16 protein-coding genes and 1 pseudogene are annotated in these 17,816 nt (G+C 63.3%); 3 read left to right on the forward strand and 14 right to left on the reverse strand.

All coding sequences use genetic code 11. From position 1 onward, the window contains the following. Nucleotides 1–32: 32 nt before the first annotated feature. The 12 genes and pseudogenes from BUQ73_RS29070 to BUQ73_RS23760 form a co-directional block, all read right to left on the reverse strand. Nucleotides 33–725 (reverse strand): annotated as a pseudogene (locus BUQ73_RS29070) (methyl-accepting chemotaxis protein); the annotation flags it as partial. Nucleotides 726–1,248: 523 nt separating this feature from the next. Continuing rightward, the gene (locus BUQ73_RS23710) at nt 1,249–2,541 is read right to left on the reverse strand and encodes an adenylosuccinate synthase (protein WP_079229911.1); all 1,293 of its coding nucleotides are present in this window, start codon (nt 2,539–2,541) and stop codon (nt 1,249–1,251) included. A 56-nt stretch (nt 2,542–2,597) separates the two neighbouring features. After that, nucleotides 2,598–3,785 carry an ATP phosphoribosyltransferase regulatory subunit gene (locus BUQ73_RS23715; RefSeq protein WP_079229912.1) on the reverse strand — a complete coding sequence of 396 codons (1,188 nt, stop codon included), beginning with the start codon at nt 3,783–3,785 and terminating at the stop codon, nt 2,598–2,600. A gap of 301 nt (nt 3,786–4,086) precedes the next feature. Continuing rightward, nucleotides 4,087–4,956, reverse strand: coding sequence for a protease modulator HflC (hflC, locus tag BUQ73_RS23720; RefSeq protein WP_079229913.1), 870 nt, complete (start codon nt 4,954–4,956; stop codon nt 4,087–4,089). Further along, entirely contained in the window at nt 4,956–6,134 is a 1,179-nt protein-coding gene (hflK, locus tag BUQ73_RS23725) for an FtsH protease activity modulator HflK (RefSeq protein WP_027920750.1), read from the reverse strand. The genes hflC and hflK overlap by 1 nt, the downstream gene beginning before the upstream one ends. Before the next feature lie 96 nt (nt 6,135–6,230). After that, nucleotides 6,231–7,532 (reverse strand): ribosome rescue GTPase HflX, encoded by a 1,302-nt coding sequence (hflX, locus tag BUQ73_RS23730; RefSeq protein WP_060510652.1) that lies wholly within the window; start codon nt 7,530–7,532, stop codon nt 6,231–6,233. A 12-nt stretch (nt 7,533–7,544) separates the two neighbouring features. Further along, on the reverse strand, nt 7,545–7,805 hold the full coding sequence (gene hfq, locus BUQ73_RS23735) for an RNA chaperone Hfq (RefSeq protein WP_027920748.1): 261 nt from the start codon (nt 7,803–7,805) through the stop codon (nt 7,545–7,547). Nucleotides 7,806–7,899: 94 nt separating this feature from the next. Then, nucleotides 7,900–8,871, reverse strand: coding sequence for a tRNA (adenosine(37)-N6)-dimethylallyltransferase MiaA (miaA, locus tag BUQ73_RS23740; RefSeq protein ID WP_079229914.1), 972 nt, complete (start codon nt 8,869–8,871; stop codon nt 7,900–7,902). Between the two features lies 1 nt (nt 8,872). After that, nucleotides 8,873–10,771 carry a DNA mismatch repair endonuclease MutL gene (gene mutL, locus BUQ73_RS23745; protein ID WP_079229915.1) on the reverse strand — a complete coding sequence of 633 codons (1,899 nt, stop codon included), beginning with the start codon at nt 10,769–10,771 and terminating at the stop codon, nt 8,873–8,875. Continuing rightward, nucleotides 10,768–12,198: an N-acetylmuramoyl-L-alanine amidase gene (locus BUQ73_RS23750; protein ID WP_079229916.1), complete on the reverse strand. Its 1,431-nt coding sequence runs from the start codon at nt 12,196–12,198 to the stop codon at nt 10,768–10,770. Before BUQ73_RS23750 ends, mutL begins: the two co-directional genes overlap by 4 nt. 11 nt (nt 12,199–12,209) lie before the next feature. Continuing rightward, nucleotides 12,210–12,683, reverse strand: coding sequence for a tRNA (adenosine(37)-N6)-threonylcarbamoyltransferase complex ATPase subunit type 1 TsaE (gene tsaE / locus BUQ73_RS23755; protein WP_079229917.1), 474 nt, complete (start codon nt 12,681–12,683; stop codon nt 12,210–12,212). Continuing rightward, entirely contained in the window at nt 12,671–13,531 is an 861-nt protein-coding gene (locus tag BUQ73_RS23760; RefSeq protein ID WP_079229918.1) for an NAD(P)H-hydrate dehydratase, read from the reverse strand. The genes tsaE and BUQ73_RS23760 overlap by 13 nt, the downstream gene beginning before the upstream one ends. Nucleotides 13,532–13,595: 64 nt before the next feature. Here BUQ73_RS23760 and queG point away from each other — a divergent pair, with 64 nt between their 5' ends. Beyond that, entirely contained in the window at nt 13,596–14,660 is a 1,065-nt protein-coding gene (gene queG, locus BUQ73_RS23765; protein ID WP_079229919.1) for a tRNA epoxyqueuosine(34) reductase QueG, read from the forward strand. Nucleotides 14,661–14,798: 138 nt separating this feature from the next. Here queG and BUQ73_RS23770 read toward each other — a convergent pair whose 3' ends face one another. Together BUQ73_RS23770 and orn are read right to left on the reverse strand one after the other, a co-directional pair. Continuing rightward, nucleotides 14,799–15,410, reverse strand: coding sequence for a trimeric intracellular cation channel family protein (locus BUQ73_RS23770; protein WP_027920741.1), 612 nt, complete (start codon nt 15,408–15,410; stop codon nt 14,799–14,801). Between the two features lie 91 nt (nt 15,411–15,501). Beyond that, nucleotides 15,502–16,044 (reverse strand): oligoribonuclease, encoded by a 543-nt coding sequence (orn, locus tag BUQ73_RS23775; protein WP_079229920.1) that lies wholly within the window; start codon nt 16,042–16,044, stop codon nt 15,502–15,504. Nucleotides 16,045–16,185: 141 nt separating this feature from the next. Between orn and rsgA the strand changes: the two genes are divergently transcribed. Then, nucleotides 16,186–17,217 (forward strand): small ribosomal subunit biogenesis GTPase RsgA, encoded by a 1,032-nt coding sequence (gene rsgA / locus BUQ73_RS23780; protein ID WP_027920739.1) that lies wholly within the window; start codon nt 16,186–16,188, stop codon nt 17,215–17,217. Between the two features lie 113 nt (nt 17,218–17,330). Further along, the gene (locus BUQ73_RS23785; RefSeq protein WP_079229921.1) at nt 17,331–17,810 is read left to right on the forward strand and encodes a molecular chaperone Tir; all 480 of its coding nucleotides are present in this window, start codon (nt 17,331–17,333) and stop codon (nt 17,808–17,810) included. The last annotated feature ends 6 nt before the right edge of the window (nt 17,811–17,816 follow it).

Here is a 17,816-nt window from a genome sequence, read left to right on the forward strand (position 1 = left end):
GCTGAAGCCATGTCGCCGATCTCGTCGCGGCTGTCGAGGGTCACGCGCTTGGTCAGGTCGCCTTCGCCGGCAGCCAGGTCATTGAGTGCGGCGATCAGCAGGCGCAACTTGCTCAGCACCTTGCGACCTAGCACCAAGGCCACCACCAGAAGCACGCCCAGGCCCACCACCACCAGCCCCAGGCCAATGCGCCAGCGCAGCTCGGCAGCCGCATCACGCACGGTCTGCGCGGTGTTGGCCTGCATTGCAGTGGCGCTGGACTGTGCGGTTTCCAGGCGCTCACGTAGAGCCTTGCCACTGTCGGCAGCGGCAGCGCCCAGGCTATCGCCGACCAGTTGCTCACCGCTGGCGATCAGGGCATTGAAACGCTGGTCGAGCGCCTTGAGCTCCTGGTCAACGCCGGCGGTGGAAACACCCATCAGGACTTTGCCGATCTCGGCACCGTTGGGGTTGATCGAGGCTTCGACGAAATACACCGACGGATCGCGGCGTGCAGCCTCGAGTACTTTGTCCAGTGCACGCTCGCCCTGGCCCTTCTCGATAAGCGCCTGGTTGATCGGGTTCTGCCGATTCAGGTAGCGGGTCAGGTGCTGGCCCTGGGCGTCGTCGTAGATCACGAAAAGCACGTTGGGGTTGCGCTGGGCGCGGCGGGCGAAGTCCGAGAGCATCGGCACGTCATTATCCCAGATCGCCCGCGGGGCGACCGAGGCCAGCAGTTCGGCCATGTCGTTGGCCGAGTCCTTGAGGTTTTTCTCCAGAGTTGCGCGCAGTTGCTGCTGTTCGTCCTGCAGCCGCGTGGAAAGGCCTGCGCTCAGGCGCTGACGGGTGCTGCTGGAAAGGCTTTCGAGCCCACCGCGCACATCCTGCCCGGCCTGCTCCAGCTCGCCAGCGAGTTGGCGGCTGTCTTTGCCAAGGCGCTCGCCCAGGTCGGCCTCCAGGGCAGTCACGGTGCTGCGGGTCAGCGCAACGGCAACCAGCACTTGCACCAAAAGGGCGATACCAAGGGCAACAAACACAGGCCGCAAGAGGCGGCTTCGTAACAGTGAAAGGATGGCAGACACGGTCTAACCCTCGTGTTTTCTGGCGCCACTATTTTGATGGCATCTACAGAAACTTCTTACAGCAAGGGTTGTGCCGTACACAGCAGGGAAATGTGCCAAGGTCTAGCAGGTCGCCAGCCCCACACCACAAATGAAAACGCCGCGATCCTTTTCAGGACCGCGGCGTCAGATCAGCCTGGAGGGCAGATCAGGCGAACGGATGACGCAGAACGATAGTCTCGTTACGGTCCGGGCCAGTCGAAATGATGTCGATCGGCGCGCCTACCAGCTCTTCGATGCGCTTGATGTAGTCACGCGCAGCTTGCGGCAGCTCTTCCAGGGTTTTCACACCCAGGGTCGATTCGCTCCAGCCTGGCATCTCTTCGTACACCGGCTCCAGGCCGATGTAGCTGTCGGCATCGGAAGGGGCGTCGATGACGGCACCGTTCTCGTTCTTGTAGCCAACGCAGATGTTGATGGTTTCCAGGCCGTCCAGCACGTCCAGCTTGGTCAGGCAGATGCCCGAGATGCTGTTGACGTCGATAGCGCGACGCAGGATAACGGCATCGAACCAGCCACAACGACGGGCACGGCCGGTGGTCGAACCGAACTCGTGGCCACGCTTGGCCAGGGCGGCGCCAGTCTCGTCGAACAGTTCGGTCGGGAACGGACCGGAACCAACGCGAGTGGTGTAGGCCTTGGTGATACCCAGGATGTAGTCCAGGTACATCGGGCCAACGCCGGAACCGGTGGAGATACCGCCAGCGGTGGTGTTGGAGCTGGTGACGTACGGGTAAGTACCGTGGTCGATGTCCAGCAGCGAGCCCTGAGCGCCTTCGAACATGATGTCCTTGCCGGCGCGGCGCAGGTTGTGCAGCTCTGCGGTGACGTCGAGCATCATCGGCTTGAGCTGTTCAGCGTAGGCCATGCACTCGTCCAGGGTTTGCTGGAAGTCGATGGCCGGCTCTTTGTAGTAGTTCACCAGCTGGAAGTTGTGGTAGTCCAGCAGCTCACCCAGCTTCGCGGCGAAACGCTCGCGGTGGAACAGGTCGCCAACGCGCAGGCCGCGGCGTGCGACCTTGTCTTCGTAGGCTGGGCCGATGCCGCGGCCGGTGGTGCCGATCTTGGCTTCGCCACGGGCTTTTTCACGGGCCTGGTCCAGGGCCACGTGGTACGACAGGATCAGCGGCGCAGCCGGGGAGATACGCAGGCGCTCGCGCACCGGTACGCCTTTCTCTTCCAGCTTGGTGATTTCACGCATCAGGGCGTCCGGGGCAACGACCACGCCGTTGCCGATCAGGCACTGTACGCCTTCACGCAGGATGCCCGAGGGAATCAGGTGCAGAACGGTTTTTTCACCGTTGATCACCAGGGTGTGGCCCGCGTTGTGGCCACCTTGGTAGCGCACTACGGCGGCAGCATGTTCGGTCAGCAGATCGACGATCTTGCCTTTGCCCTCATCACCCCACTGGGTGCCCAGGACGACGACATTCTTACCCATTACATTGGTCCTCATTCACGCAAACTTGGTTGCCGGCCTGTTGCCGACGCAGAAACTCACTGGGCCAGCGGCAGAACCTGCCAGCGCCCGTCTTGCTGAATCAATTGCCGATCACAATCCGCCTCGAGAGCAGCACTCAACGGTTGGCCAGGCAGAGCCTGGACCACACGCTGGCCCTCGCTGCGCAACTGGCAGACCTGCTGCCAGAGGGCCGCGTCGCCACTGTCCGGCATCCAGATGCCGCCAGTTGGCAATACGACCTCCGCTCGCCCCAGTGTGACCAGGGTCTTCAAATCCGTGGAGAAACCGGTGGCCGGACGTGCCCGGCCAAAATCGGCGCCGATGTCGTCATAGCGGCCGCCCTGAGCGATCGATTGACCCTCGCCCGGGACGAACACAGCGAACACCACGCCAGTGTGATAGTTGTAGCCGCGCAGCTCGCCCAGGTCGAAGTACAGCGGCAGGTCCGGGTAGCGCGACGCCAGGCGATCAGCGATCGCCAGCAGGTCGTCGAGCGCTGCCAATACGCTGGCCGGGGCACGCCCCAGACGCACGCGGGCTTCGGCCAGCACTTCGCGGCCACCGCACAGTTCGACCAGGGCGCGCAGCATGTTGCCCAGGTCTTTGGGCAGGTCGGCGGTCAGCGCCTGCACTTCATCGACCGACTTGCGCTGCAGGGCGTCGAACAGCTGCTGTTCGACCGCGCCGGACAGGCCGGCGGCACGGGCCAGGCCGCGGTAGATACCGACGTGGCCGAGGTCCATGTGCACATCGGCAACATCGGTCAGTTGCAGCGTGGCGAGCATCAGGCTGATGACTTCGACATCGCTGGTCGGGCTGGCGTCGCCGTACAGCTCGGCACCCAGCTGAATCGGGCTGCGCGAGGTGGACAGGGCACGCGGCTGGGCGTGCAGCACGCTACCGGCGTAGCACAGGCGGCTCGGGCCTTCGCGGCGCAGGGTGTGGGCGTCGATGCGCGCCACCTGCGGGGTGAAGTCGGCGCGGAAGCCCATCAGGCGGCCCGACTGCGGGTCGACCACCTTGAAGGTGCGCTGATCCAGGTCCTGGCCGGCGCCGGTAAGCAGCGACTCCAGGTACTCGATATGCGGGGTGACGACCAGCTCGTAGCCCCAACTCTGGAACAGGTCCAACACCTGACGGCGCGCGATCTCGATACGCGCAGCCTCAGGTGGCAGTACTTCCTCGATGCCATCTGGCAGCAGCCAGCGGTCTACCGTTGCCATTACGCCATTTCCCCTCTGGTCCGGGCGGCTTGCCAGCAGGCGAGCCGTCAGTAAAGCCGGTATCGCGCACAGCAGCGGGCAGCACTGATCCCAGCGCAGCCACCGTACCCGATACCCTCGAATTGCCTTGCGAGCTGACCAATCCGTCAACTGGCGCTTTGCCAATCAACCTTGCAGACGCAAAAAAGCCGGGAAATTTCCCGGCTGCCTCATCATACACCCCTTTTCATTCAGGATGCACCCCGCCTGGTGTTTTAGCTGCCAGGCGGGGCGCCCCTGCACGAAAATCAGGGCCTGAGCATCACGGCTTGCTCTTGTCCAGGAAGCGGAAGAACTCGTTCTTCGCGTCCAGGACCAGCACGTCGCTCTTGCTCGAGAAGCTCTCGCGGTACGCCTGCAGGCTACGGTAGAACGCATAGAAATCGGCGTCCTGGGTGTAGGCCTTGGCGTAGATGGCGGCCGACTGGGCATCACCATCACCGCGGGTCTCTTCCGCTTCGCGATAGGCCTCGGCCAGCAGCACACGGCGCTGACGGTCGGCATCGGCGCGAATACCTTCGGCCAATTCGTTACCTTTGGCGCGGTGCTCGCGGGCTTCACGCTCACGCTCGGTGCTCATGCGGTCGAACACACTGCGGTTGACTTCCTTCGGCAGGTCGATGGCCTTGACGCGCACGTCGATGACCTCGATACCCAACTCCTTGCTGGCCATGCGGTTCAGCGAAGCGGTGATGTCAGCCATCAGCGCGTCACGTTCACCGGAAACCACCTCGTGCAGGGTACGTTTACCGAACTGGTCACGCAGGCCGCTTTCCAGACGACGCGACAGACGCTCGTCGGCGATCTGCTTCATGCCGGAAGTGGCAGTGTAGAAGCGCTCGGCATCCTTGACGCGCCACTTGGCGTAGGCGTCGACCATCACTGCCTTCTTCTCCAGGGTCAGGAACCGCTGGGTCGGGGCGTCGAGGGTCATCAGGCGTGCGTCGAACTTGCGTACCTGGTTCACGTACGGAATCTTCACATGCAGGCCCGGCTGGACATCCGCCTGGACCACCTTACCGAAGCGCAGCAATACCGCACGCTCGGTCTGGGACACGATGTAGAAGCTGTTCCAGGCCACAATGGCCAAGACCACAGCGGCGATCAGGGCGATCAGCGATCGGTTGCTCATCAGCGGCTCTCCCTAGTACGCAGCGGCTGCTGTTGCTGTTGCAGGTCCTGCGCCGCACGCGAGGCCGCATCGTTGACCGACGGGCTGACGCTGGTGCTTGGCGCGGCCGCGTTGCGGCTGCCTTCGACCATCTTGTCCAGCGGCAGGTAGAGCAGGTTGTTCTGCCCATCCTTGGCCGTGACCAGGACTTTGCTCGAATTGCTGTAGACCTCTTGCATGGTCTCCAGATACAGGCGTTGACGGGTCACGTCTGGCGCCTTGCGGTACTCGCCAACCAGTTTGGTGAAGCGGTCGGCCTCACCCTTGGCACGGGCGATGACTTCGTCGCGGTAACCGTTGGCGTCCTCGATGATGCGCTGGGCCTGACCACGGGCTTCCGGCACCACGCCATTGGCGTAGGACTCGGCCTGGTTGCGGGCACGCTGCTCGTCTTCGCGGGCGCGGATCACGTCGTCGAAGGCTTCCTGCACTTCACGCGGGGCTGCCGCGCTCTGTACGTTGACCTGGGTGACGGTGATACCGGTACGGTAGTTGTCGAGGAAGCGCTGCAGGCGTTCGCGGATATCCACGGCCATCTGCTCACGACCTTCGGTCAGTACCTGGTCCATCGAGGTGGAACCCACCACATGGCGCAGGGCGCTGTCGGTCGCATGCTGCAGGCTGACCTCAGGCTGGTCGACGTTGAGCACGAAGTCCTGCAGGTTGCTGATCTTGTACTGGACGGTCAGCGGCACCTCGACGATGTTCTCGTCCTCGGTGAGCATCTGCCCCTGCTTGGTGTAGGCACGCTCGCGCGTGACGTTTTCCATGTACTTGCGATCGATTGGCGGGAAGTAGATGTTCAGGCCGGGACCGACCGTCTCATAGTACTTGCCGAAGCGAAGCACCACGGCCTGCTCCTGCTCGTCGACCACGTACACGGCGCTGTACAGCCAGATTGCGGCGAGCACCGCCAGGCCGATGCCCAGCAGGCCGAAGCCACCACCTTTGCCGACATTGCGGTCACCGCCGCCACGTTTTTTGCCACTGCCGAACATGCCGTTCAGGCTGTCCTGCAGCTTGCGGAAGGCCTCGTCCAGATCCGGTGGACCCTTCTTGTCGCCACCACCGCCGCCACCGCGACGGCCGCCCCAGGGATCCTGATTGTTCGAGTTGCCACCCGGCTCGTTCCAAGCCATAGCGCTCTCCATCTGATAAAGCAAAGACGCGCCCACGGCGCGCCGTCCAATGCTACAGAATGCCTGCCACTGCTGCCCGGCGACCTCACCGAGCATTTATTGCAAAGTGTGTTGCTCGACAAACACTTGCGGCTCCATGCCTTCACGACTGACCAGGCGATTCAACTCGACCCTGGGCAGCCGAACACTCAGCAGGCTGCGCCCTTCTTCGTCATGCTCTTCACTCCGCACGGCACCCAGGGCAAAGAATTGCGCGCGCAAGCGGGCAAAACGCTGCTCCAGACACAGGGTACCGACAAACAGATCATCCCCCAGCAACTCGGCAATCGCCTGGCCGACCAGCTCCAGGCCACGTCCATCTCGGGCCGATACCCAGACCCGCTGCGGCTTGCCATCGGCATCGCGCTGAATCTGCGGCTCGACATCTTCAAGCAGGTCGAGTTTGTTATAGACCTCGAGGATCGGCAAGCCTTCGGCACCGATCTCACCCAACACGGCCAGCACTTGCTCGATCTGCTCCATGCGCTCAGGCTCATGGGCGTCGATCACATGCAGCAGCAGGTCCGAGTTGCTCGATTCTTCGAGCGTAGCCCGAAATGCCTCGACCAGCTTGTGCGGCAGGTGGCGAATGAAGCCCACGGTGTCGGCCAGCACGATCGGCCCCAGGTCGGCCAGTTCGAGCCGGCGCAAGGTCGGGTCGAGCGTGGCGAACAACTGGTCAGCTGCGTACACCTCGGATTCGGTCAGCGCATTGAACAGTGTGGACTTGCCGGCGTTGGTATAGCCGACCAGCGACACCGAGGGGATATCCGCCCGCTTGCGGCCACGACGGGCCTGCTCACGCTGGCTGCGTACCTTTTCCAGGCGCCCCTTGATCTGGCGAATACGTACCCGCAGCAGGCGGCGGTCGGTTTCCAGCTGGGTCTCACCCGGGCCACGCAGGCCGATACCACCCTTTTGCCGCTCAAGGTGGGTCCAGCCGCGCACCAGCCGCGTGCTCATGTGGTCGAGCTGGGCCAGTTCGACCTGCAGCTTGCCTTCATGGGTACGCGCCCGCTGGGCGAAGATATCGAGGATCAGCCCCGTACGGTCAAGCACGCGACACTCGAAAACTCGCTCGAGGTTGCGCTCCTGACTGGGCGTGAGGGTGTGATTGAAAATCACCAGGTCTACCTGTTCGGCTTTGACCAGGTCGCGCAATTCCTCGACCTTGCCGCTGCCAATCAGGTATTTGGCCGTAGGCTGATGCCTGGCTACCGTGGCCAACGAGACGATGTCGGCTCCGGCCGACAGTGCCAGTTCCTGAAACTCCTGCGGGTCTTCGCGCGCCTCAGGGTTCTGACCTTCCAAGTGAACGAGCAGCGCCCGCTCACCACCACCGTGGCGCTCAAAGAACAATGCAGGCTCCTATCAGGCGTTGCCTGGCTCGCTGTCGCCGTGTTCGGAATCGGACGGGCTTGGCAGGCGAACCGGACGGGCAGGAACCACGGTCGAGATAGCGTGCTTGTAGACCATCTGGCTGACGGTGTTCTTCAGCAGTACCACGAACTGGTCGAAGGATTCGATCGAGCCCTGCAGCTTGATCCCGTTGACCAGATAGATCGATACCGGGACCTTTTCTTTTCTCAGTTGGTTCAAGTAAGGGTCTTGTAGCGAATGCCCTTTTGACATATGCCGCACTCCTGTAAGGATAAATAATAGAAAATCAGAAAAATTGATAAGTCAGGCCGCCCCTTCGCAAGAATAGACGGCTATCAGCAGGGACTCAGCTCAATATGGAGACGGCCCCAAGGTATTTCAAGGTGCGGGACAGATTGTCGCAGGCCAGGCTGTCGAGCCAATGCACATCAGGCCAGCCACGCAACCAGGTGAACTGCCGCTTGGCTAGCTGTCGAGTGGCAATGATACCGCGTTCTCGCATCTCATTCTCAGTCAGCTTGCCGTCGAGGTAGTCCCAGACCTGCCGATACCCCACTGCCCGTATAGACGGCAGCCCGGCGTGCAAGTCACTTCTGGCTCGCAGCGATCGGACCTCGTCGACGAAGCCCTGTTCCAGCATCTGCGAAAATCGTAGCGCAATTCGCTGATGCAAAATGTGACGATCCGCAGGCGCAATTGCCAAACTCGCGACAGTATAGGGCAAATGCCCGCCCGCGCCTGCGTCTGCGCCGCTACTTTCCGCGAATTGACGCTGGCGATGAGCCGTCATGCTCTCGCCACTCACCCGATACACCTCCAGCGCCCTGATCAGCCGCTGCGGGTCGTTAGGGTGAATACGCGCTGCCGACTCCGGGTCCACTTCCGCCAGTTGCCGATGCAATTCGGCAAGGCCCAGCGCCTCGGCCTGGGCCTCGAGTTCTGCGCGCACCGCGGCATCGGCTGCCGGCATGTCCGCCAGGCCTTCGATCAGGGCCTTGTAATAGAGCATGGTGCCGCCGACCAGCAGCGGAATCTTGCCACGCGCGGTGATTTCGGCCATCGCCTCCAGGGCGTCAGCACGAAACTGTGCCGCAGAGTAACTCTCGGCCGGGTCGCGAATGTCGATCAGCCGGTGCGGATAGGCCGCCAGAATCTCTTTGGAAGGTTTGGCCGAACCAATGTCCAGGCCGCGGTAGACCAGCGCCGAGTCGACGCTGATCAGCTCGCAAGGCAGGACCTTGGTCAGCTCGATGGCGAGATCGGTCTTGCCGGCCGCCGTCGGGCCCATGAGGAATATCGCAGGGGGCTTGCCGCTCATGTCATCGACCGCGCAGGAAAAGTTTGTCCAGATCGTCCAGACCCATCTGGGTCCAGGTCGGGCGACCATGGTTGCACTGACCGCTGCGCTCGGTGTTTTCCATGTCGCGCAGCAGGGCGTTCATCTCGGGAATGGCCAAGCGCCGGTTGGCGCGCACGGCGCCGTGGCAGGCCATGGTGCCGAGCAGTTCGTTGAGGTGCGCCTGGATACGGTCGCTGGTGCCGTATTCCATCAGGTCGGCGAGCACATCCTGCACCAGGCGATTGGCCTCGGCCTGCTTGAGCAGTGCCGGAATCTGGCGAATCGCCAATGTTTCAGGGCCCAGGCGCTGCAGTTCGAAGCCCAGGCGCTGGAACCACTGGCTGTGCTCTTCGGCACAATCGGCCTCACGCTGGCTCAGCGCCAGGGTTTCCGGCACCAGCAACGGCTGGCCGCTGAGGCCTTCGCTGGCCATGGCCACCTTGAGGCGTTCGTACATGATGCGCTCGTGGGCCGCGTGCATGTCTACCAGCACGAGACCCACGGCATTCTCGGCGAGGATGTAGATGCCCTTGAGCTGGGCCAGGGCATAGCCCAACGGCGGGATATCGCCTTGGCTTTCCGGCAGCGCCGATGCGGCTGGCGCGCCCTCGTTCAACGGCTTGTAGAACTCGCGGTAGACCGCCTGGGACTCGGCGGCCGGCAGCGGCTGCGACGGGCGCGGTGTGTACTGGTACTGGTAACCGGCGCCACTGCCGCCATTGGAAATGGAATGCTGCGGGGCCTGCGGCTGTTCAAGCACCGGCGAGGCCAGGCGCATTTCGCCCTGAGGGCCGAACTCGCCCACCTGCAGGCCTGTCGGGCGAGCCACCTCAGGCACGGCGGCAGGCGCTGCCAGCTGGTCTTCCGGGCGCACGTCAGCCAAGGCACGGTGCAGCGTGCCATAGAGGAAGTCGTGAACCGAGCGGCCCTCGCGGAAGCGCACTTCGTGCTTGGTCGGGTGCACGTTGACGTCGACACCGTTCGGCTCGAGCTCGAGGAACAGCACGAAGGTCGGGTGCCGGCCATTGAACAGCACGTCGCGATAGGCCTGGCGCACCGCATGGGCAACCAGCTTGTCGCGCACCGCACGGCCATTGACGAAGAAGTACTGCAAATCGGCCTGGCTGCGCGAGAAGGTCGGTAAACCGACCCAACCCCACAGGCGCAGGCCGTTGCGCTCGACATCGATCGGCAGCGCCTGCTCCATGAAGCCCGGGCCGCAGATGGCACCGACCCGTCGCGCACGGGCTGTTTCGTCATGCGCCTCATGCAGGCTGAGGATGCTCTTGCCGTTGTGGCGCAGATGGAAGCCGACATCGAAGCGGGCCAGGGCCAGGCGACGGATGACTTCCTGCAGGTGGTCGAATTCAGTCTTCTCGGCCTTGAGGAACTTGCGCCGGGCCGGGGTATTGAAGAACAGGTCGCGCACTTCCACCGAGGTACCGACCGGATGTGCCGCGGGTTGCACACGCGGGGTCATGTCTCGGCCTTCGGTCTCTACCTGCCAGGCTTCACCAGCACTGGCGGTACGCGAAGTCAGGGTCAGGCGCGCCACCGAGCTGATCGATGCCAGGGCCTCACCACGGAAGCCCAGGCTCAGTACGCCTTCAAGGTCTTCCAGTTCGCGAATCTTGCTGGTGGCGTGACGAGCCAGGGCCAGCGGCAGGTCGTCGGCGGAAATGCCGCTGCCATCGTCACGCACCCGCAGCAGCTTCACACCGCCCTGCTCGACTTCCACATCGATGCGCCGAGCACCGGAGTCCAGGCTGTTTTCCAACAGTTCCTTGGCCACCGACGCCGGGCGCTCGACCACCTCACCCGCGGCAATCTGGTTAGCCAGCCGCGGGCTGAGCAGCTGGATGCGCGAACCACCACTCATTGCGCAGCCAGCGTGGTAGCGGGGATATCGAGGTGCTGGCCGACTTTCAGCTCATCGGTCTTGAGGCTGTTGGTGCTGCGCAGGCTGGTCACGCTGACCTGGTAGCGCACGGCGAGCATCGCCAGGGTTTCGCCCGGGCGCACGGTATGCTCACGCGGGCCCTGGGCGATCTTGCCACTGTCACGCAGCCAGGCAACGTAAGTGCCAGGCGGCGGGTTCTGCTGGAAGTACTGGCGTACGCCGGTATGAATCGAACGCGCCAACGCTTGCTGATGGCTGGCAGTGGCCAGTTTGGCAGCTTCGTTGTTGTTCGAGATGAACCCTGTTTCAACGAGGATCGACGGGATATCCGGCGATTTCAACACCATGAAGCCTGCCTGCTCCACCCGCTGCTTGTGCAGCGACGTCACGCGGCCCATGTTGCCAAGCACCTTCTGCCCGACGTTCAGGCTGGAGCTCAGAGTGGCAGTCATCGACAGGTCGAGCAGCACGCCCGCGAGCATGCGGTCCTTGTCGTCGAGGCTGACGTTGCCGGCGCCACCGATCAGGTCGGAACGGTTTTCCGTGTCGGCCAGCCAGCGCGCAGTCTCGGAGGTGGCACCACGGTCGGACAGGGCGAACACCGAGGCGCCGAATGCGGCGCGCGACGGTGCGGCGTCGGCGTGGATCGAAATGAACAGGTCGGCGCCCTTCTTGCGGGCGATCTCGGTGCGCTTGCGCAACGGGATGAAGTAGTCACCGGTGCGCGTCAGCTCGGCACGGTAGCCCTTCTCGGTGTTGATCTGGCGCTGCAACTCCTTGGCGATCTGCAGCACGATGTCTTTCTCGTGCTGGCCGCGCGAGCCGGAAGCGCCCGGGTCTTCACCGCCATGGCCGGCATCGATGGCGACCACGATGTCGCGCTTGCCGCTAGGCACCGGCGGCAGCTTGATCGCAGGCTGGGCCGGGGTCACTGGTACGGCAGGCGTGGTCGCCGGGGTTTGCACCGGCGTTGGCGGCGGGGTCGGCGCCGTGGCGGCGATGGCGTCGGCTTCCTGGTCGTACAAGTCGACCACCAGGCGGTTGCCATACTGGGCATTCGGCGCCAGGGTAAAACTCTTGGGCGTGACCGATTTCTTCAGGTCGACGACCACACGCAGGTCAGTTGGGGTACGTTGCGCCGAGCGCACGCTACTGATCGGTGTATTTGCGGTCGACACGTTCAGCGGCGCGGCCAAGGTCGCACCATTGATGTCGATCACAAGGCGATCGGGTGCGCTCAGGGTGAAGACGCTATGCTGCACGGGGCCAGACAGATCGAAGACCAGCCGCGTGTTGTCCGGCGCGCGCCACAGGCGCACGCTCTTGACTTGAGTGACGGCCAGAGCGTCAACGGTCACCGCTGTCAGCAGCAATCCAACCACAGCGACCAGTGCGCGTATGCGCATACCTACCCCACTTACTGTTTATAGTGTTCGGCCAGTGCAGTGCACCAGGCCTCGCCGCGAGCCCCCTGCGGCGTAAGGTCAAGCGAGCGGCCGCCCGCTTGGGGGCTTATGGTAATGGTCAGGTCGGGCTTTGGCAAAACGCCCGCACCCTTTTGTGGCCATTCGAACAGGCACAGCGGATCGCCCTCGAAATAGTCACGAATACCCATGAACTCCAGTTCTTCAGGGTCGACCAGGCGATACAGGTCGAAATGGAAGGCGCGCACATCACCGATTTCGTAGGGTTCTACCACGGTGAAAGTCGGACTTTTCACTGCACCAGTATGGCCCAGGCCACGGATCAAGCCACGAGAGAGCGTGGTCTTGCCCGCCCCCAGGTCGCCTTCCAGAAAAATCACGCCACGACCGCCGGTCACCTCGGCCAGTTTTGCGCCGAAATCGACCGTGGCCGCTTCATCGGCCAGAAACAGGGTTAAGCCAGACACGCAGAATGCTCCTCCAACAACTCACGAATGACCGGCGCCAGATCACTGGCTGCCAGGCCTCTACCTTTGACGCCCAGACGTTCGCCTGCACAGGCGTGCAGCCATACCCCCAGGCCCGCCGCGCTCCAGGCGTCCAGCCCCTGGGCCAACAACGCTGCCAGCACACCAGTCAGCACGTCACCCAAGCCGGCACCGGCCATCGCCGGGTGGCCTCGCTCACACAGCGCCAGTTGGCCGGAGGGGTTCGCCACCAATGTACCGGCGCCCTTGAGCACGCAGACACTGGCATAGCGGCGTGCCAGCTTGCGCGCCGCGCCTGGGCGATCGGCCTGCACTGCCTCGGTGGATATGCCCAACAGCCGCGCCGCTTCCCCCGGGTGCGGGGTGAGGATGCTGCCGCTGGGCAGTGCCAGCGGCGTGCGGGCCAGCAGGTTCAGGGCATCGGCGTCCCATACCTGTGGCCGCTCGGCGTTGGCCACTGCCGACAACAGGCTGCGGCCCCAGGCCGCCTGGCCCAGGCCGGGGCCCACCACCAACACCGTGGCACGCTCCAGCACGCCGACCAACTGGTTGGCCGAATCAACGCCCAGGCACATGCTTTCCGGCATGCGCGCCAGCCCGGCCACGACGTGCTCCGGGCGCGTCGCCACGCTGACCAGCCCTGCTCCACAGCGCAGCGCGGCCTCGGAACTGAGCAGTACCGCGCCACCGGTGCCCAGGTCGCCACCGACGACCAGCACATGGCCGAAGTCGCCTTTATGGGCATGCGCATGACGTGTCGGCAGGCGTGCGACGGTCACGCTGCTGAGCAATTGCGGGGCATTGCTGGGGTGTTTGGTCTGCGGCATGGGGTCAAAGGCTCCAATGTCTGGCAGAATTATACGCACCTGAGCCCGTATTGCCTGCCCATCCATGTCCGTCTGTACTCCTGACCTCGCCCAACTGGCCCAATCCATCAAGACTTGGGGCCAAGAACTCGGTTTTGCCCATGTCGGCATCGCCGGTGTCGACCTTGGCGAACACGAACAGCACCTGCAACGCTGGCTCGACGCTGGCTACCAGGGCGAAATGGAGTACCTCGGCGCCCACGGCAGCAAGCGCGCCCACCCCGACCAGCTGATTCCCGGCACGGTACGCGTGGTGTCGCTGCGCATGGACTACCTGCCCGGCGACACACAGATGGCGCAACGCCTGGCCCAGCCGGAAAAAGCCTACGTGTCGCGTTATGCCCTGGGGCGTGACTACCACAAGCTGGTGCGCAAGCGCGTGCAGTTTCTGGCAGACCGCATCCAGGAAGCGATCGGCCCGTTCGGCTACCGCGCCTTCGTCGACAGCGCCCCGGTGCTGGAGAAGGCTCTTGCCGAACAGGCAGGGCTGGGCTGGATCGGCAAGAATACCCTGCTGCTCAACCGCAAGGCCGGCAGCTACTTCTTCCTTGCCGAACTGTTCGTCGACTTGCCGCTGCCGGTGGACGAGGCGCATACCAGCGAACACTGCGGGCGCTGCCAGGCGTGCCTGGATATCTGCCCGACCAAGGCTTTTGTTGGCCCCTACGTGTTGGATGCGAGACGCTGCATCTCTTACCTGACCATCGAGTTGCGCGGGCCTATCCCGGTCGAATTGCGTTCCATGATGGGCAATCGAGTATTTGGCTGCGATGACTGCCAGATCGTCTGCCCATGGAACCGCTTTGCCAATCACAGCAAGGAGCAGGACTTCCAGCCGCGGCACGGGCTGGAAAATGCCGAGTTGGCTGAAATGTTCCTGTGGGACGAGCGCACGTTCCTGCGCAAGACCGAGGGCGGGCCGCTGCGCCGGGCGGGGTATGAGCGGTTTTTGCGCAACCTGGCGGTGGGGCTGGGAAATGCGCCTTCCACGATTCCGGTCATCGAGGCGTTGAAGGCTCGACGGGAAGATGAGTCGGAGCTGGTGCGCGAACATGTGGAGTGGGCGCTGGACCGGCACGGCATCCACTAGGCACCGCCATACTCTGCTTTCAAAGCCGTCGCGCCCCCTGTGGGAGCGGGTTTACCCGCGAAGCAGACAACGCGGTGCATGGCACCAGCTGCGCCGGTGTTCGCGGCTAAAGCCGCTCCCACAAGGATTGCATTCAGGTTACTGCTGGTCGTTGTAGTGGAACTTGGGCATTTCCCAATGGAAACGGATCGCCAGCAAGCGCACCAGGAAGCCACCGAACAAGGTCAGAAGCATCGCCTGCTCCGCCGGGAGCTTGAAATACACGCAGCCCAGATAGAACCACGCCGCGGCGAACGACACGCTGGCATAGAGCTCGCGACGGAACACCAGCGGGATGTCGTTGCAGAAGATATCCCGCAGGATCCCGCCAAACACCCCGGTGATCACCCCGCTGATCGATGCCACCAGCATGCCTTGCCCCATCTCCAGCGCGGTCATGCAGCCGATCAGGGTAAAGGCCACCAGGCCCAACGCATCCAGCACCAGGAACAGCGAGCGCAAACGGCGCATCATCGGCGCGATGAAGATCGTCAGCAGCGCAGCGAGGCTGGTCAACACCAGGTACTCCGGATGTTTCACCCAGGTCAGCGGGTAGTGCCCGAGCAGCACGTCGCGCACCGAACCGCCACCCAGGGCGGTCACGCAGGCAATCAGCACCACGCCAAACCAGTCCATGCCGCGGCGGCCGGCGGACAGGGCGCCGGTCATGGCCTCGGCGGTGATGGCGATCAGGTAGAGCATCAACAACATGGCGCGGGTCCGTGCGGGAAAGGCGCGCAGTCTAACCAGTTGCCGTAGGCACCAAAAGAGGGCGAGAGCACATTATCTGCGCCCTTTCGGCTCATACCTTGATGAAATGCTCGCGGTAGTGACGCAGTTCGGCGATCGACTCACGGATATCGTCCAGCGCCAGGTGGGTGCTGCCCTTCTTGAAGCTGTCACGCACATCCGGCGCCCAGCGCGCGGCAAGCTCCTTCACGGTGGAGACATCGAGGTTGCGATAGTGGAAGTAGTTCTCCAGGCCGCGCATGTGACGATAGAGAAAACGACGATCCTGGCAGATGCTGTTGCCGCAGATCGGCGACTTGCCTTTCGGTACCCATTGCTCGAGGAAGGCGATGGTCTGCGCTTCGGCTTCGGCCATGCTGACCTTGCTGTCGCGCACGCGCTGGGTCAGGCCCGAGGCGCCATGGGTGCGGGTGTTCCACTCGTCCATGCGCGCCAACACTTCGTCACTGTGGTGGATGGCGATCACCGGGCCTTCGGCCAGGGTGTTCAGCTCGCTGTCGGTGACGATAGTGGCCATCTCGATGATGACGTCGTGGTCCGGGTCCAGTCCGGTCATTTCCAGATCGATCCAGATCAGGTTCTGTGGGTTCTGCATGAAGGGGCTCCTCGTATAGGCCGTCATATTAGCCTAGCGACGTCAGCCTGCGCATGCGCGGCGCAAAGGTAACCAGAATGGTCCGTGGCCTGGCGTGCTAAACTGCCTGCCGTTTTCAACTTGCCCCACCTTGGAAGGTCCATGGCCAAACGCCAGCTCAATCGTCGCCAGAACTGGCGTATCGAAAAAATCCAGAACGAACGCGCCGCTCGCGCCGCCAAACGCGAGCAGCACGTGCTGCAAGAGCTGGAGGGCGGCGACCTGGGGCCGGAGCAACTGGGCCTGGTCATCGCCCACTTCGGCGTGCAGGTCGAGGTGGAAGCCCAGGACGGCGAAGTCGCCGGCCAGGTATTCCGCTGCCACCTGCGGGCCAACCTGCCGGCGCTGGTGACGGGTGACCGCGTAGTCTGGCGTGCCGGCAACCAGGGCATTGGCGTAATTGTCGCCCAGATGCCACGCAGCACCGAACTGTGCCGGCCGAACAACCATGGCCAGCTCAAACCGGTTGCGGCCAACGTCGACCTGATCGTGATCGTCTTCGCCCCGGCGCCGGAGCCGCACCCGAACCTGATCGACCGTTACCTGGTGGCTGCAGAGCATGCCGGTATCCGCCCGCTGCTGCTGCTGAACAAGGCCGACCTGATCGACGCCGAAAACGGCCCGGGCCTGCATGCGCTGCTCGAGGTCTACCGCGAACTGGGTTACCCGCTGCTGGAGGTGTCTGCGCACCACGGCGACGGCATGCAACGCCTGCAGCAGATGCTCGACGGGCACATCAGTGTGTTCGTCGGCCAGTCGGGCGTGGGCAAGTCGTCGCTGGTGAACAGCCTGCTGCCGGATGCCGGCACCCGCGTGGGAGACCTGTCCGAGTGGTCTGGCCAGGGCCAGCACACCACCACCACGGCGCGCTTGTATCACTTCCCCAACGGCGGCGACCTGATCGACTCGCCGGGCATCCGCGAATTTGGCCTGGGCCACGTCAGCCGAGACGACGTGGAAGATGGTTTCATCGAGTTCCGCGACTTGTTTGGCACATGCCGCTTCCGCGACTGCAAGCATGATCGCGAACCAGGATGCGCACTGCTCAAGGCCCTTGAAGATGGCCGCATCAAGCCGCAGCGGATGAACAGCTACCGCTCGATCATTGCCAGCCTGCCGGAAGATAGTTACTGATTTGTAGGAAATATTACCGGGGCGCGTAGGACGCCTCCGGTTTTTCTGCCATCTCTTGCCCTATCCCTCACTTTCCCTGAAGGTCATGTCTTCTATCAGGGAGGGCAACCGCGATGCCGGTTTTTATCAGTTACCGCCACGAAGAGCGGCTTGACGCCTTCATCCTCAACGAACGCCTGCTACTTGAGGGCATTACCGCACAGCTGGTGGAGTTTGGCGCCGACGGGCACACTCGCGAAGACGCGCATGGCAGCGCCTGCCAGCAGATAAACGATGCAACCCACTGGATCGGCCTGCTACCCACAGAAACATGCGATGACTGGTGGACTGTCCGGCTACTGGAGGCGGCAGTGGCAGCCAATCGGCGGGTGAGTTTCTACCATTGTAGGTGCGGCGAGCCACCCGAGCACCTTGGCAGGTGGCCAGTGATGCGAGAACGTAAGCATATCGACCTGTTCGTGCGGGCCTATCACGATGAGTGCACGTTTCAGCGGGCGATGATTCTGCCAGCGGAGCATAGGTCGAGTGTCGACCGGGATAATGCGGATTTCTTTCATGCCGATCTCAAGGCCAAGATCAGGCGGGGATTTTGAGTTTTC

Origin of the sequence: Pseudomonas putida (genome assembly GCF_002025705.1) — a bacterium.
In the GTDB taxonomy this organism is placed as follows: domain Bacteria; phylum Pseudomonadota; class Gammaproteobacteria; order Pseudomonadales; family Pseudomonadaceae; genus Aquipseudomonas; species Aquipseudomonas putida_J.

Excerpts from the sequence above, each read along its gene's own strand:
- BUQ73_RS23770 (WP_027920741.1), bottom strand. The coding sequence starts at position 15,410 with ATGTTGTTGATGCTCTACCTGATCGCCATCACCGCCGAGGCCATGACC.
- hfq (WP_027920748.1), bottom strand. The coding sequence starts at position 7,805 with ATGTCAAAAGGGCATTCGCTACAAGACCCTTACTTGAACCAACTGAGA.
- hflC (WP_079229913.1), bottom strand. The coding sequence starts at position 4,956 with ATGAGCAACCGATCGCTGATCGCCCTGATCGCCGCTGTGGTCTTGGCC.
- BUQ73_RS23785 (WP_079229921.1), top strand. The coding sequence starts at position 17,331 with ATGCCGGTTTTTATCAGTTACCGCCACGAAGAGCGGCTTGACGCCTTC.
- BUQ73_RS23710 (WP_079229911.1), bottom strand. The coding sequence starts at position 2,541 with ATGGGTAAGAATGTCGTCGTCCTGGGCACCCAGTGGGGTGATGAGGGC.
- BUQ73_RS23715 (WP_079229912.1), bottom strand. The coding sequence starts at position 3,785 with ATGGCAACGGTAGACCGCTGGCTGCTGCCAGATGGCATCGAGGAAGTA.
- BUQ73_RS23760 (WP_079229918.1), bottom strand. The coding sequence starts at position 13,531 with ATGCCGCAGACCAAACACCCCAGCAATGCCCCGCAATTGCTCAGCAGC.
- hflK (WP_027920750.1), bottom strand. The coding sequence starts at position 6,134 with ATGGCTTGGAACGAGCCGGGTGGCAACTCGAACAATCAGGATCCCTGG.
- queG (WP_079229919.1), top strand. The coding sequence starts at position 13,596 with ATGTCCGTCTGTACTCCTGACCTCGCCCAACTGGCCCAATCCATCAAG.
- miaA (WP_079229914.1), bottom strand. The coding sequence starts at position 8,871 with ATGAGCGGCAAGCCCCCTGCGATATTCCTCATGGGCCCGACGGCGGCC.
- rsgA (WP_027920739.1), top strand. The coding sequence starts at position 16,186 with ATGGCCAAACGCCAGCTCAATCGTCGCCAGAACTGGCGTATCGAAAAA.
- BUQ73_RS23750 (WP_079229916.1), bottom strand. The coding sequence starts at position 12,198 with ATGCGCATACGCGCACTGGTCGCTGTGGTTGGATTGCTGCTGACAGCG.
- mutL (WP_079229915.1), bottom strand. The coding sequence starts at position 10,771 with ATGAGTGGTGGTTCGCGCATCCAGCTGCTCAGCCCGCGGCTGGCTAAC.
- orn (WP_079229920.1), bottom strand. The coding sequence starts at position 16,044 with ATGCAGAACCCACAGAACCTGATCTGGATCGATCTGGAAATGACCGGA.